9 protein-coding genes and 1 pseudogene are annotated in these 14,417 nt (G+C 41.9%); 4 read left to right on the top strand and 6 right to left on the bottom strand.

Translation table 11 applies throughout. The features are described from left to right. Positions 1-54: 54 nt before the first annotated feature. Positions 55-1,020 carry a phosphoribulokinase gene (locus tag ACM0OZ_RS01250; protein WP_414580970.1) on the bottom strand — a complete coding sequence of 322 codons (966 nt, stop codon included), beginning with the start codon at positions 1,018-1,020 and terminating at the stop codon, positions 55-57. A gap of 400 nt (positions 1,021-1,420) precedes the next feature. Between ACM0OZ_RS01250 and ACM0OZ_RS01245 the strand changes: the two genes are divergently transcribed. Further along, positions 1,421-2,086 carry a class I SAM-dependent methyltransferase gene (locus ACM0OZ_RS01245; RefSeq protein ID WP_414580968.1) on the top strand — a complete coding sequence of 222 codons (666 nt, stop codon included), beginning with the start codon at positions 1,421-1,423 and terminating at the stop codon, positions 2,084-2,086. Between the two features lie 51 nt (positions 2,087-2,137). On the opposite strand, the gene ACM0OZ_RS01240 is transcribed toward ACM0OZ_RS01245, so the two are convergent. Continuing rightward, positions 2,138-3,055 (bottom strand): rhodanese-related sulfurtransferase, encoded by a 918-nt coding sequence (locus ACM0OZ_RS01240; RefSeq protein ID WP_414580966.1) that lies wholly within the window; start codon positions 3,053-3,055, stop codon positions 2,138-2,140. Positions 3,056-4,212: 1,157 nt separating this feature from the next. On the opposite strand from ACM0OZ_RS01240, the gene ACM0OZ_RS01235 reads away from it, so the two are divergent. From ACM0OZ_RS01235 to ACM0OZ_RS01225, 3 genes and pseudogenes are all read left to right on the top strand, one after another. Continuing rightward, positions 4,213-5,952, top strand: a complete 1,740-nt coding sequence (locus tag ACM0OZ_RS01235; protein ID WP_414580964.1) for a C2 family cysteine protease — start codon at positions 4,213-4,215, stop codon at positions 5,950-5,952. Positions 5,953-6,294: 342 nt separating this feature from the next. After that, complete coding sequence (locus ACM0OZ_RS01230; RefSeq protein WP_414580963.1) at positions 6,295-7,812, top strand: S8 family peptidase; 1,518 nt, start codon at positions 6,295-6,297, stop codon at positions 7,810-7,812. 216 nt (positions 7,813-8,028) lie between these two features. After that, positions 8,029-9,303: pseudogene (locus ACM0OZ_RS01225) on the top strand (SufS family cysteine desulfurase). A 33-nt stretch (positions 9,304-9,336) separates the two neighbouring features. Here ACM0OZ_RS01225 and ACM0OZ_RS01220 read toward each other — a convergent pair. The 4 genes from ACM0OZ_RS01220 to xth all read right to left on the bottom strand — a co-directional run bounded on the left by ACM0OZ_RS01220 (position 9,337) and on the right by xth (position 14,378). Then, positions 9,337-10,014 carry a MarC family protein gene (locus ACM0OZ_RS01220; RefSeq protein ID WP_414580961.1) on the bottom strand — a complete coding sequence of 226 codons (678 nt, stop codon included), beginning with the start codon at positions 10,012-10,014 and terminating at the stop codon, positions 9,337-9,339. A gap of 976 nt (positions 10,015-10,990) precedes the next feature. Next, complete coding sequence (locus tag ACM0OZ_RS01215) at positions 10,991-12,487, bottom strand: HlyD family efflux transporter periplasmic adaptor subunit (protein WP_414580959.1); 1,497 nt, start codon at positions 12,485-12,487, stop codon at positions 10,991-10,993. Between the two features lie 122 nt (positions 12,488-12,609). After that, positions 12,610-13,485 (bottom strand): SDR family oxidoreductase, encoded by an 876-nt coding sequence (locus ACM0OZ_RS01210; protein ID WP_414580958.1) that lies wholly within the window; start codon positions 13,483-13,485, stop codon positions 12,610-12,612. Between the two features lie 110 nt (positions 13,486-13,595). Continuing rightward, positions 13,596-14,378 carry an exodeoxyribonuclease III gene (gene xth, locus ACM0OZ_RS01205; RefSeq protein WP_414580956.1) on the bottom strand — a complete coding sequence of 261 codons (783 nt, stop codon included), beginning with the start codon at positions 14,376-14,378 and terminating at the stop codon, positions 13,596-13,598. Positions 14,379-14,417: the final 39 nt, after the last annotated feature.

The raw sequence follows: 14,417 nt of genomic DNA, 5'->3' as shown, positions 1-14,417 counted from the left end.
ATTGCCTGTAATTCTGACAACCTCTCCATATTTGACCAAATATTTAATTTTGAGCTATTTTAGCGTAGTTTCCCTGATTTCATGCTGATAATTTTGTGTCGCTTTGAGCATATGGTACGTAATCAATAGCTGGGTGAGAGCGAGGGGGTAACTTTGAAGTGTTTCCCCTGTTGTACCAGCAATTTTCCCCAACTCTGGGTTGCTTTCGCGATCGCATATATTCTTGAGGTAGGGCATATCAGCACAAATAATATGCTCTAACTTATTGACTTGTTCCAAAGTGGCATGACCATCAACTTCTAGAACATCAACCGGTTTACCCATATCCCGGTCTAATCCTAAGCGGATTGCTGACTCAAAACTGCCATCGCCGTAGTTGAGAATTTGGCTAAAATCTGGATGAGGAATCGTAGGACGCAGTACCAGACGCACATTTAGGTGTCCATTGGTTTGCTCTAAATCGTCGCTAGGAGGATAAAAACTCACGACTATATCTGACCATTGCCGTTGGGGACGGATAAATTGCTCAGAATCTGGTTCGCGTTTTCTGAGATCTTCAAGTACTTGTTCTTCTGTATACCCTCGCTTTTGCGTATCTCGCTTAACTTTCCACTTGGCACGTAGAGACTCAGGTGGAGCAAGGTAAACTTTCACGTCATAGCAGTCACGCGCACCACGGGTGGAATAACCCAGCAATCCCTCCACTATGACAAATTTACTTGGCTTTATATAAACTGGTGGCTCAAAAGTACCAGTTTTATGGCTGTAAACAGGCTTAAGGATTGACTGCCCTATCCTAAGTTGCGACAGGTGGTGCTGCATAATATCTAAATAGTTGCAGTCAGGATGAAGAGCAGTGATACCAATCTCAGCACGTTGCTTACGGTCGTACTTATGGTAATCATCCGTACAAATCACCGTAACATTCTCCGGACCAAGAACTTGAGCAATCCCTTTAGTCAGTGTTGTTTTCCCAGCTGCGCTGTCACCAACAATACCAAGAATTATAGGACGGCTCATGATTCCCCCTGTGTAACGCTACAGTAAACTATAATTTTAGATTGTATGTTAGTTTACTAATTTTAGAGAATTTATAAAATACAACTGAAGAAAGAGAGTATGAATTATCTACCTGAATAAGTCATGATTTTTTGAAATTATCATTGATAATTAAGGTTTTTTGTCCCTGACAACGATGTCTATTTATTTTTGTAAATAAAAAATTACTTTCATAAACACTATAAAATATTTATCGGCGGGCTTTCTTAACATAACCCTGAGAATCGCGCACAGTAGCCATCTCGGGTGCGTTTAAATATAAAGAGAGAGTGGGAGGTTTCTGACTTCAAGATAAAGAAATACAGAGAGTCACTGATACTTATGCAATCATAAAAATACAATTAGCCATTAGTAGCAGAACATGGCATATAAAACGTCAGGACTTGAAAAAAGTCTTTATGAATACTTGCAATCAGTTTCATTGCGAGAACCTGAAATTTTAGCGCAGTTAAGACAAGAAACAGCACAGCATCCAAGTAGCAGAATGCAGATTACTCCAGAACAGGGGCAATTTATGGCGCTGCTGGTGCAGTTGATGGGCGCAAAAAAAACTTTAGATATAGGTGTATTTACGGGGTATAGTTCCCTAGTGGTGGCATTGGCGTTACCACCAGAGGGTAAGGTCGTTGCCTGTGATGTCAGCGAAGAGTATACAGCGATCGCCCGCCGCTACTGGCAGCAAGCCGGAGTGGCACATAAAGTTGAACTACACATTGCCCCAGCACTCGACACTCTAGATAGGCTTATAGCCGCAGGAGAAGCAGGCACCTTTGATTTTGCCTTTATCGATGCTGATAAAAACAACTACGGTAATTACTACGAGCGATCTCTACAACTTCTACGTCCAGGTGGGTTGATTGCGATTGATAATGTCCTACAGTCAGGACGAGTCGCAAATCCCCAAGAGCAAGACAAGATAACTAATAGCATCCGGGCATTTAATCAGAAACTGCATCAAGATCCACGAATCACCATGAGTTTGGTGCCAATTGCCGATGGCTTAACCTTAGCCCTAAAGCGTCTCTAGGTGAACGTTACAGAGGCTGCAAAGACAGCCTTTGTTCCTATAGCCCACCCTTCATTGTGTCGAAGTCACCGATAAATCTTGTCCATTCCGCTTCCTAGCCAACTCCAACTGTCGTTTTTTCTCCTGCTGACGTGTCTTTTTCTCCTGGGATAGGCTATCAAAACAATAGGCGCAAGAAACTCCTTCCTCATACTTAGGAGATGATTTATCAGCTTCAGAGACGGGACGCCCGCAACTTGGGCACATATCATAACTACCCGTTTCTAAACCGTGACTGACAGCGATGCGTTGGTCAAACACAAAACACTCGCCATCCCACAAACTCTCAGACTCAGGAACTTCCTCTAAATATTTGAGAATCCCACCTTTTAGGTGATAAACCTCTTGAAACCCTTGGGACAGCATGAAGGAAGAGGCTTTTTCGCAGCGAATTCCCCCGGTACAAAACAGGGCAACCTTTTTGTGTTTGTTGGGGTCGAGGTGCTTGTGAACATACTCGGGAAATTCACGGAATGATTCCGTATGAGGATTTTGCGCTCGTTTAAAGGTTCCGATCCTCACCTCATAATCATTGCGGGTGTCAACCACCGTGACTTCAGGATCGCAAATCAGCTCATTCCAATCCTTGGGACTAACATAGGTACCCACTTGTTCATTCGGGTCAACTTCAGTCCTTCCGATAGTCACAATTTCTTTTTTCAAGCGCACTTTCATCCGCTCAAAGGGTGAGTAGTCAGCATAAGACTCTTTGTGTTCCAAGTTTGCTAAGCGGGGATCGGAGCGCAAAAAACAGAGAACAGAGTCAACCGCTTGACGTGAAGCCGCTATTGTACCGTTAATACCTTCTGGTGCTAATAGAATTGTCCCCTTAACGCCATGCGATTCGCATAAAGACAGCAGAGAGTGTTGTTTCTCGGCAAAATCTGGCAATTTAACAAATTTATATAGTGCTGCAACAACTAGGGTCATTTTTTGTCCATCCCCTTTTACAAAATAATAGTATTCGGTTAAAATAACGACGACATTATAATAGACCTACCTTATATTATATTTTTGTTTAACAGTTATCAGTTTCATGGCGATTGGGCTTTAGCCCACTGCGCTCCGCGCAATCGCGAAACACCACACCGACAGTCGCCTGGGTCGGGAAACCCTACCAAGAGCGTGGAAGGCGTTAGTGGCACTTTTTTATCCCTCACGATACGCCTTCCGGACTGTTTATTCTTCACTGGTTTAATACCACTCTAAGTAAAAAAAGGTTTTCTACTAGCTGATAAAAACGGGTTAAACAACTAACAACGAACTAGATATATAGGATTCCTCCGCAGATTTTTGAAATACACGTAGGGTGGGCAATGCTCACTAAAACCCAGATAGAACCCAGATATGGTAGGCATTGCCCACCCGAAAGATACTTAGATTTTTTCAAAAATCTAACCCGATTGCTATAGAAAAATTATTATTGAGTTATAAACAATTTTTCCAAGTTTTATTATTATAATTTTGTTCTTGTTACAAAACTCTATTAGAGATTGAATTGACTATAGAGCAATACAGTTTAGATAAGACAATTTGCAATAAAGTTCACGGGGACTAGGGACTGGGGACTGGGGACTGGAAGGAATTGTCTAAGAACGCTATCACAAAAAATCCTTAACTGAACGGTATTGGACTATAAATCAACTGCTGCTTTTCTCTAACCTGTTAGGAGAATCGCACATTTTGAAAGTGTTATCTGCCTGAATAATAAAGAATTAAGCTAAATCCCTACGAATCAATTCTCTTGTTTAAATTTCTTGTAAAAATGCCTAGCTTATCATTTTGAAAATCCCTCATACAGAGAAAAAAGCTTGTGCTTTGCGTCTCTGCTTTCAAGTATTTTTGATTAAGAAATGAGTATCTTCACTTATTAATACGAAGAAAGTACTATTACCGGATTGCCTATTTTTACTTTTCATCAAAATTCCGTGTTTTCAACCTGGCTGCTTTGGACTAACAAGTAGCAGTATAGAACAACAGGCATTCAACAATTTGATTTTGATATCTTCATATAAAACCTTTCTATGGCAGAGGTTCTAGTTGCTGTGTCTACCAAATATTGTCAATTCAAGGACACATAGATAATTATGCCAATTGATTATAACAGTATTAACCTAAGCCCATCAGCTAATACAAATACTACTTCTAAAAATCAGGTTTTTAATGGATGGCTAGGTCATAACAATCGCATTGATGACTACAGCTTTACTCTGAGTGGTCGTAGTAGTTTGAACTTTGCTGTTGATGGTTTGTCAGCGGATGCAGATCTGCAATTGCTAGACAGCAATCGCTCAGTGATAGCAAGTTCGCATAATGATCGTGATAGTGCTGAATCTATCAACACGACTTTGGATGCAGGCACTTATTCTATCCAAGTCTACCGTGTAAGTAGTAAAAGAACTTTTTATAATCTTAATGTTTCCAAAAACGAAGCACCCCAATTCTTACAATTTAGCACTGATAAAAGCAGCTATCAAGCAGGGGAAACAGTCAGCCTAACCAACACCAGGGTATTTGATGGTGATCGTGCAAACGATATAGCACGAGTGGATTTTTGGTTGCAAAAAGACGGCGGAAACTCGCAAGACATCTCTGATACTGTCCAATTCACCCCTGATAGCAGCGATAACCGCTATTCCAGCTTTAACTACACTCTCAGCGGTCTAGGTAGTGGCAACTATCAGCTGTCAGCAAAGGCTTATGACAAATCTGGTGCTAGCACAGACAGTGTACAAACAAGCTTTAACATTGTTCTTACTCAAGACTGGTTTGAGCTGAATGTTCAAGATGGTGTTTTACGCGTAGAGTCTAGAAACCGCTTTGCTGATGGTGTATTAGACCGCAACGATATGATAGCTATTTTGCGTCAAGCAAACGACGGTAGTACAGTTGATGCTACTGAAATTACAGATCTCCGCACGTTAGTGAATAATGCCTCTTACTTACAAATGCCGGAGTACGTCCGAGTCTTGTCTAACAAGGTTGTCAATGGTGACACTGCTAACCAGAAGTATCAAGGGAACACACTAGGCAACTTGAATACAGGTAGCAGCGACATTCAGATGGAGAACCTGATTAATAAGTGGTTTCTGGGAGGCGATCGCCCACAAACCTCATACACTTATCAATACGCGAATGGTTCTTTGTTCCAAAATGGTATTAGTTACCAAGATGTGAAACAAGGACAGATAAATGACTGTTATTTCCTTACAGGTTTAGCTGCGACAGCCGTTCGTTCTCCAGGCACAATTGAGAGTATGTTCATTGACAACGGCGATAATACTTTCACCCTGCGCTTCTGGCACAATGGAGTTGCTGATTATGTAACGGTAGACAGATATTTACCAACGAATTCATTAGGGTATTTAGCTTACGCCAATCAAGGTAGTGACCACAATAGCTCTTCTAATGAGTTATGGGTTGCTTTTGCGGAGAAAGCTTACGCTCAACTTAACGAGTCTGGTTGGATTTATCAAGATAATTCCAACACCTACACTGGTATTGGAAAAGGTGGGTATATCAGCGATGCATTAGCACAAATTACAGGAAAAAAGACTTCTCTTGGTAATAGTCTGAACTTTAGCTCTCTAGTTGATGCCTTCAATTCTGGACAATTGATTGGGTTTGGTACAAAACCAACTGGAGTAGCATCAAATATCGTGTCTGGTCATGCTTACGCGCTGATAGATTACAATTCCTCCACCCAAAAATTCACTCTTTTTAATCCTTGGGGAGTAGACACCAATTCTTCAAAACCTGGTGTTTTAGAATTAAGTTGGAGTGACATTGAGTCAAGCTTTAGTTATTGGGATTCTACAATAAATTAATATTATACCACCCCTAGTTAAGTTGTGAGACACTCCTTTGGGTCGTCCTTAGTTATTTGTTATTTGTAAACAAATGACTAAGGACAAATGGCTTTTGCCGGATGCGGGGCGAGACTCTCGTCCCTAATTATGAGCGGACAGAATATCTGCCTCACAAGAACTGTATTCAATGTAAATACAAACCACTATATTATTTGTAAAATAATTAGCATTTTTTATTTTTAGTAAATAGTAATTATTATCTTATAAAAACTCTCTTTCAGACAAAAGCCCTGTTAATCATAAGGCTTTTGCAGGTCATGCTGTCAAAAAAAGAGAGATATATTTGAGGAGATAATACTGATGCCCACCGATATAAATACTAACAATTCTTTTTCTAATCAAGGGCTAAATATCACGTCTACCTCCTCAGTAGATTCCTTTCATGTCAACAATGACTATAGCCTCAACTTTGGCGCTCACAGTAGTTTTTACTCAACTAGCGATAACAAGCAGCCAAATGCTGAAGAGCAATTATTCAATGATAATGGCTACGATTTCTCCTCTGGTTATGGCTTGATAAATGCAGCCGCCGCAGTGGGTAAAGCTGTTGGTCAGAGTCCCTTTGCTGATGTTCCTGACCTTGGTGGTAATAATTGGGGAGCCGACCTTGTGAAAGCTCCAGAAGTCTGGGCAAAAGGATACACAGGTCAGGATGTGGTTGTTGCTGTTCTGGATACTGGGGTTGACTTCAACCACGATGACTTGAAGGATAATATCTGGACAAATCCCAAGGAAATTGCTGGCAATGGCAAGGATGATGATGGCGATGGCTTTATTGATGACGTTCACGGTTGGAACTTTGCTGACAACAACAACAACACCTTAGATAATAGTGATCCTGGTCATGGCACCCATGTTGCTGGCACTATTGCTGGGGAAAACAATGGCTTTGGTGTTACTGGCATTGCCTATGATGCCAAAATTATGCCAGTCAAAGTCCTTAATGATGAAGGTACAGGCTCCTACACTTCCATTACTAAGGGCATTTACTATGCTGTGGATCATGGAGCTAATGTAATTAACCTCAGCCTGGGCGGTAGTTCTTCCGACGATACAATGCAAACAGCTATTGAATATGCCAGCAGTAAAGGAGTGGTTGTCGTTATGGCAGCTGGCAATGATGGTGGCTTTCAACCAGACTATCCAGCTCGCTATGCAGACAAATCGGGAATTGCAGTTGGAGCAGTTGATAAAAATAACAACATGGCTGACTTCTCCAACCGCGCAGGAGTGAGTTCACTCACTTACGTTACAGCTCCAGGAGTCGATGTCTATTCTACACTTCCGGGTAATCAGTATGCTTCCTACAGTGGCACATCAATGGCTAGTCCCCATGTTGCTGGCGTAGTGGCCCTGATGCTTAGTGCTAATCGCAATCTTACTGATGCTCAAGTACGTCAAATTGTTGCAGAGACAGCAGTACACAGTACAACAACCCCAAGCTTTAGCCTCCCAGGTTTAAGTTTCAAAGACTCGATGACACAGAGCCGTATTGCAACTTCTAGCTTCAGCATTACACAGTATCAAGATGGCTCTTGTGCTGTCCCACCTGGCTCTGAAATACAGTGGGCGGGCAAGATGCCCACCCCACAAAACCAGTTGGATGATGCCAATACACTGGAACAGTATAGCTTCAGCGCCAGTCCTGAAATCGGGAATAACAAGATGTTTGACAATCCAGTTCTCTGGTCGCAATTCTCAAGCTACCAAACTACACTGGACAAGAATATTAACTACACTATCAGTGACTATAGTGGTACTGATTCTGAAAATACGCTGAAGAAACGCAAGGAAATGCTGGAGGAGTATCGGGAATAGTTAGTTAACTTTAACATAGCGTGATGTGACATACTTCTATCAGTGTGGAGTCAACAAAAATGTAACCAAAAATTGTATTTGTGAATACGAAAGCGTTTGTTTTTCTAAGACTTATTGTTCAAACTAACGGACGATTATTTGTTACCGACATAGTTGCAACTATTGAAGGGCATTATTAACCTTCAGCCCGCAAACCTTCATCACTTAGTTTGAACAATGATAGTTAATCAGGAAAAAACGCTTGCCGATAAAGTCCGTGCTGACTTCCCAATTTTGCAGCGAAAAGTCAACGGCAAACCCTTAGTTTACTTCGACAATGCTGAAAGTTCCCACAAACCCTCGGTAGTACTAAATGCCCTACGGGATTCCTACGAGGAATATAATTCCAACGTGCATCAGAGCACACATGTTCTTGCTAAGGAAGCTACAGAAGCCTATGAAGCAGCGCGGGAAAAATTAGCGAAGTTTATCAATGCTGCTTCGCCACAAGAAATTATCTACACCCGCAATGCAACTGAGGGGATTAATTTAGTGGCTTATGACTGGGGCATAAATAACTTGACAAGGGGGGATGAGATTATCATCTCGGTGATGGAACACCACAGTAATATCGTTCCCTGGCAGGTGGTTGCTCAAAAGACAGGTGCAGTGCTGAAATTTGTTGAACTGAACGAAAATGAAGAATTCAATTTGGAACAGTTCAAAACTCTAATTTCAGACCGAACTAAATTGGTTTCTATATTGCATCTTTCCAGCACTTTGGGTTGTATTAACCCCGTAGAGGAAATTATTGCGATCGCTCGCCAAAAGGGGTCTAAAGTCTTAATCGACACCTGCCAAAGTCTTCCCCATATGCCTATCGATGTCCAAAAGATGGACTGTGATTGGCTTGTTGGTTCCGGTTACAAAATGTGCGGTCCTACAGGTATTGGCTTGCTTTATGGGAAGTCGGAGTTACTGCGGTCAATGCCTCCTTTCTTAACCGGAGGTGACATGGTTGCTGAGGTCTTCCGCGATCACGCCACGTATAAGGATTTGCCTTATAAGTTTGAAGCGGGAACACCGTCAATTGCAGATACGTAGACGCGGAGCGGCTTGTCGTCAGACATCGCCTTTGGTGCAGCTGTTGACTACCTCAGCGAAATTGGTATGGATAAAATCTATGTCTACGAAACAGAACTGACTAAATACTTAGTCAAACAGCTGCAACAAATTCCCTCAATTCGTATTTACGGTCCTCAACCAGAAAATGCTGCTGTGGGTAAAGTCGCTATAGTCATGTTTACTGTTGAGGGTATCCCCGCCAAAGATTTATCCTCCCGTCTGGATCAGGCTGGAATTGCTATCAACGCAGGCTTACACGCTACCCAGCCTTTGCACCAGTACTTGGGCGTTGAGTCTACTGCACGAGCAAGTCTGTACTTTTACAACACTTACTCTGAAATTGACGCTTTCATTGCAGCCATTAAGGAAACGATAGACAATTCCTAATTCATAATGAGTCATTCGTAATTACCAATTCAATTACGAATTAGTAATTATTTGTAGGTGTCTCAGCCAATCAGCGATTCCATTGAGAATTAGCTGAACACCTACCGCCATAATAAAAAATCCCAAAATTCGGCTAGATGCTTTGATACCCGTTTCTCCCAACCAAATGAGAAACCAATTAGAGGCTCGCAAACATAAATAAATGAGCAATCCTAACAGAAAAATCGCTAACAAAACTGCTAGAAAATTCAGTACAGTTGGGACAGACAAAGCGCGTCCTGCTTGAGCAGATAAACCCAAGGTCACAGCAAGAGCGCTCGGTCCTGCCAACAAGGGAACGGTCATCGGCATAAAAGAAATGTCTTCGTGCTGAGCGCTTTTTTCAGCGGCTGCTTGATTTTCCGTTGGTGTTAGCCTTGGTCGTGCGCTCATCATTTGCCAAGCAGTGTGAAACACCACAATTCCCCCAGCAATACGGACGACCTCTAGAGAAATTCCAAAAAAGCGTAAAATCCCCCCTCCAATTAAGAGAAATAGTGACAATACTAAAACTGTATACTGAGCAGTTTTGCTTGCGAATTGATGACGCTCTTTTGGAGAATTTCCCGATGTTAAGACGAGAAACGTAGGGACATTTCCAATTGGGTCTACTATCGGAAAAAGTGCTACAAAGCTACCTAATACAAACTCTGTAAAATTCGGGATATTCACCTTGTACTCCTATTGAATAGCTTTTGAATAGTTAATTGATTCTATTTACCCTAGCTTCTGCTAAAAGAATTGGTTAATATTAAGTTTGTATCTAACCAAGAAGACCTTATTCGTTATTACGGCATAGTTCATACTCTATAAATAAAAAAAAACCTGCTAACTAGAGAGTCAAGATAGCAGGAGAGAATTCAAAAATTGATGTATTCCTAATTTTTTATTTTCAAAAAAAAATCTACGAGTTTTTACTATCGCTAGATAGATAGAATATTAAGTTTGCTTGTAAATCTAGCTACATTTACAATGGATTCTATAAAGGAAACCCCTGCCAAAAGCACTGTTAAATTAGCTTAAGGGCAGGAGAGGCAGGGATGTTGATGTTAATGTTATTCTTTGTTTGATAATTCCATTTTCTTGATTAATCTTTCACTACCTATAGGCAGAAAAGGTATTGATTAAAGATAATCCAGACTGTGTTTATCAACACAATACTTCTTTACTTTAATGACAACCTTAAAAGGGATTGTTGTAAATTTCCTGTAACTAATATCAAATTAGTCAAAATCACTGGATTTAATTAATTTCTATCAGGTTAGCCTATGTTTACAACGCTTTTCAAATGATTAGCGCTGTAACGTATCATAATCGCCAATAGTATCTAGGACTTACGCCAAAAATCATCAAATAAGTAAGTAGGCGAGAAAAAATCAAACTATGTAAAGAAAAGTAAAGATTGGAAACTAGCAAAGTAGTAAGCCCTTTAGCGCTAAAGCGCTTACTACATACCTTTAATTATTTACACCGACCTACTTATGGATTTCATTCTTCGACTGTAAGGTGGGCTTTGCTTAGCATTAGCATATAATCTGGACATCAGTTTAGGGCACTGCCCACCCTACTTTGTGTTGTCGTCTGAAACAACCGAATGCACGTTAACACATATGATGGTCAATCTGTACAGTGCGTAAGTCCTAGTATCCTACCTCACAGAAAATGCCTCACTAAAGCGACGAGTAATCGGCTCAATTAAGAATGTCAAAACTGATTTCCTGCGAGTGACAATCTCACCATTAGCAGCCATTCCAGGAGTAAACACGACTTCTTGACCGCGCACCAATATTGAATGTTTGTTCAGCTTAATTCGGGTGGGAAAAACTAAGCCCATTTCTTTATCAAGAATAGCATTGGGACTGACTTGCACCACCTCGCCCTCAATAGTTCCAAATTCTTGGAAGGGGAAGGTCGCCAGTTTCACTTTTGCCTGCATTCCCTCCTGAATAAAACCAATATCCCGGTTAAGGACTTTCACCTCTAACAAAAGTTCTTCGCCTTCTGGTAAAATTGACAGCAATTCTTCGCCTGCTTGCACTGGTCCTTTTGTTGCTTTGATTCTGTAGATAGTACCTGACACTGGAGCTTTGATAGTTTCCTTGTCTTGCTGCTTGCGTGCTTGCTCAAGCTGACCTTGAATGGTGGTCAGTTCTTCTTTGCGTTTGTTAATCTGGGTGATAATTTCACTTTGACGCTCTGATTCCAGACGTTGTGCTTGAGTGCGAGCTGCTTGATATGCTTCTTCGACTTGGCGAATTTCTTGAGCCTGAGCAGCTATATCTTTTTCTAAGGATGTGACTTTGTCTTGAGCTTCTGTTACCTTATTTTGGGAGTTTGTCACCTCATCATTTGCCCTGGTGATTTCCGCAGTCACACGATTGAGTCTTTCTTGGGCGTCTAGGTAATCGAGTCGAGGTATTGCACCGGGAGTGACGAGGGTTTTTAGGCTTTCTTCCCTTTTTTGAGCAATTGCTAAGCCGCGTTCAACTTTAGTCCGAATATTTTGGGCGTTGATTTTGTTCGTTTTGGCGTTGGCAAGGCTAGTTTTTGCATTTACCAGATTTTCTTGCAAGCGAGTCAGGCGTACTTTTGCTTGGTTAATCAGCGCTTGTTGGCGATTTGATTCGGCTTGGGCTGCGGCTTGACGCGCTTGATAGTCTCGTATACGAGAGTTTAGGAGTTCATCTTGAAGTTGTGTGCCACCAGCTTGAGCGCCGATGCGTTCTGCATCCAAACGCCGTAAATCTTCTTGAATCAATTTAGCAGATGTGGCTAAGCGAGTAACATCGACTTGTTGCAAGTCTGGGTCACGTTTAACCAGAGGTTGACCTTTGAGTACGCGATCGCCTTCTTTGACATTTACCGTGACAATTGTCCCATTACCTATCGATGTCACTGGTCGTACTTGTGTAGCAGCAATTAACTCCCCTGGTGCTGTCGCCACTTCATCAATCAGCGAAAAATTTGCCCAGGCGATCGTCCCCAATACCACAGCACTCACTGTTCCCGCTAACAATCTACTATACAAAGGCGGCAATTCCTGTACCGCCTTACCAAGTTCATAAGATAGATGTTCATCAGGTTTTGCGAATCGCTGTTTTGTTTTACGTGCTTGAGCAGCATTTGCAGCTAGGGAGTATTTCATAAAATTTTAGATTTGGGATTTTACATTAGGGACTAGGGATTAGGGATTGGGAATTAGGGATTAGGGTAAGGTGCGAGTATTGCCCAGTCCCCAGTACCCAGCCGCCATTACCGATTCCCCATTTAAACTGCTAGGTAACGTCGCAAGAAAGTTTCTAATGTTTCCAACTGAAAATTGAAAATAGTCTCTAATTGGGCGATTTCCTGATTTGTACAGAAAAATTCGTTCTTCAGTAGTGTACGAAACGTTCCCAAAGCTTTTTGTGCTTGGGGATTGAAAAATCCTAATGCACCCCGCAGCGCATCTACTGCAAACAGTGGCGGGTTAATCACCACTGACTCTTTGTTAAAAATGCGACTAAAAATTTTGGGAATATCCTCTCGGGATAAAATCTCTGGTCCGCCGACTGGGAATATCTGATTGCGAGCGGCTGCTACTGTCACAGAATCTATCACTATCCTTGCCAAATCATCTGTACTCACAATAGAGGTACGGTTTTTGGGATCGCCAACCAGCAGGTACAACCCCGTTTCTCGAAAACGTTCTGCCAATGGCAGCAAGTTCGATGCTAATCCAGCTGGGCGTAAAATAGTGTAGTTTAAGCCACTAGTTTGCAGGTATCGCTCTACCGCTCGTTTTGCCTTAAAGACAGGAGCATCTTCGTATCCCCGGTCTGCTCCTAGCACGGAAATGAAGACAAAGTGTTGTACTCCATTCGCTTTTGCTGAGTCTATGAGTTCGATGTTAGCGCGATAGTCTAAAGATAGGGCATCACCATCGGAACCATGAGTGCTGATAATGTACTGTACGCCCTGACAAGCTTTTTGAATATCCTTTTCTTCGCGCAAATCGCCAATGAAGATGTTAGCTCCTCGGTGTTCTAACTCGCCGTAGCGCGAGGTGAGGCGGACAAATGCGCGTACCTCCTTTTCCTGTTCACGTAGAAGTCGCACAACTCTACGACCTATTCCCCCAGTGGCTCCAGTGACTAGAAACATATCATTTTTGGATTTTGGATTGTGGATGAGTCAATAGTCCAAAGGTTTTTAACTAATGAAGATGTACAGACGCGCCATGGCGCGTCTCTACAATGATGAATAACTAAATTCTAGAATTCAATAATCACTGGCGTATGATCGCTCGGTTGAGGTAATTTTCTGGGAGCTACATCAATAGTGCAGCTTTTAGCACGCTCATATAACTCGGGTGTGAGATAGTGATGGTCAATACGCCAACCCAAGTTACGCCGAAAAGATACGGCTCGATAGTCCCACCAACTATAGTGTCCGCCTTCAGAGGTAAATTTGCGAAAAGCATCAGCAAATCCTAATAAGAGAATATCTCGTAAGGCTTGGCGCTCTCCTTCTGATGCCATGATGTGATTTTCAGTACTCACACTATTATGAATATCTTTATCTTCTAGAGCAATGTTAAAGTCTCCACACATACAGATAGCAGGTGAAGATAAAAGAAGCGATCGCAAATACTCCTGCAGCACTGTTAACCAACCCAGCTTGTATTCATATTTCTCGCTCCCCACAGCGGAACCATTGGGGACGTAAAGATTGACAATTCTGATACCGTCAATCACACCTGTGATCACCCGTTTTTGCTCATCCCAATCTGGCTGCACATCTAACAAAATAGGCGTAAAACCACGGCTGACATCTTCTAGTGGTTTACGGCTTGCTATGGCAACACCGTTGTAAGCTTTTTGTCCTGATAGATAAAGATGGTAGCCCAGTTGCTCGAAGGTAGCACAGGGAAATTTCTCATCTACAACTTTCGTTTCTTGCATACACAGGACATCAACGTGATTTTGACTCAACCAATCAACAACGTGTCCAAGACGAGTGCGAATCGAGTTGACATTCCAAGTAGCAATTTTCATATGAGTTACTCTTCAGTAGTCATTAATTATTTTCTCCTC

The sequence above is a fragment of the Scytonema sp. PCC 10023 genome, from assembly GCF_963920835.1.
GTDB lineage: Bacteria > Cyanobacteriota > Cyanobacteriia > Cyanobacteriales > Nostocaceae > Kalymmatonema.
The sequence above is the reverse complement of the archived record's forward strand: the minus strand, read 5'-3'. Positions and strand labels throughout refer to the sequence as shown.

Bases quoted from the DNA above. Each gene is read 5' to 3' on its own strand.
- ACM0OZ_RS01250 (WP_414580970.1), bottom strand. From the start codon at position 1,020: ATGAGCCGTCCTATAATTCTTGGTATTGTTGGTGACAGCGCAGCTGGG.
- ACM0OZ_RS01245 (WP_414580968.1), top strand. From the start codon at position 1,421: ATGGCATATAAAACGTCAGGACTTGAAAAAAGTCTTTATGAATACTTG.
- ACM0OZ_RS01240 (WP_414580966.1), bottom strand. From the start codon at position 3,055: ATGACCCTAGTTGTTGCAGCACTATATAAATTTGTTAAATTGCCAGAT.
- ACM0OZ_RS01235 (WP_414580964.1), top strand. From the start codon at position 4,213: ATGCCAATTGATTATAACAGTATTAACCTAAGCCCATCAGCTAATACA.
- ACM0OZ_RS01230 (WP_414580963.1), top strand. From the start codon at position 6,295: ATGCCCACCGATATAAATACTAACAATTCTTTTTCTAATCAAGGGCTA.
- ACM0OZ_RS01215 (WP_414580959.1), bottom strand. From the start codon at position 12,487: ATGAAATACTCCCTAGCTGCAAATGCTGCTCAAGCACGTAAAACAAAA.
- ACM0OZ_RS01210 (WP_414580958.1), bottom strand. From the start codon at position 13,485: ATGTTTCTAGTCACTGGAGCCACTGGGGGAATAGGTCGTAGAGTTGTG.
- xth (WP_414580956.1), bottom strand. From the start codon at position 14,378: ATGAAAATTGCTACTTGGAATGTCAACTCGATTCGCACTCGTCTTGGA.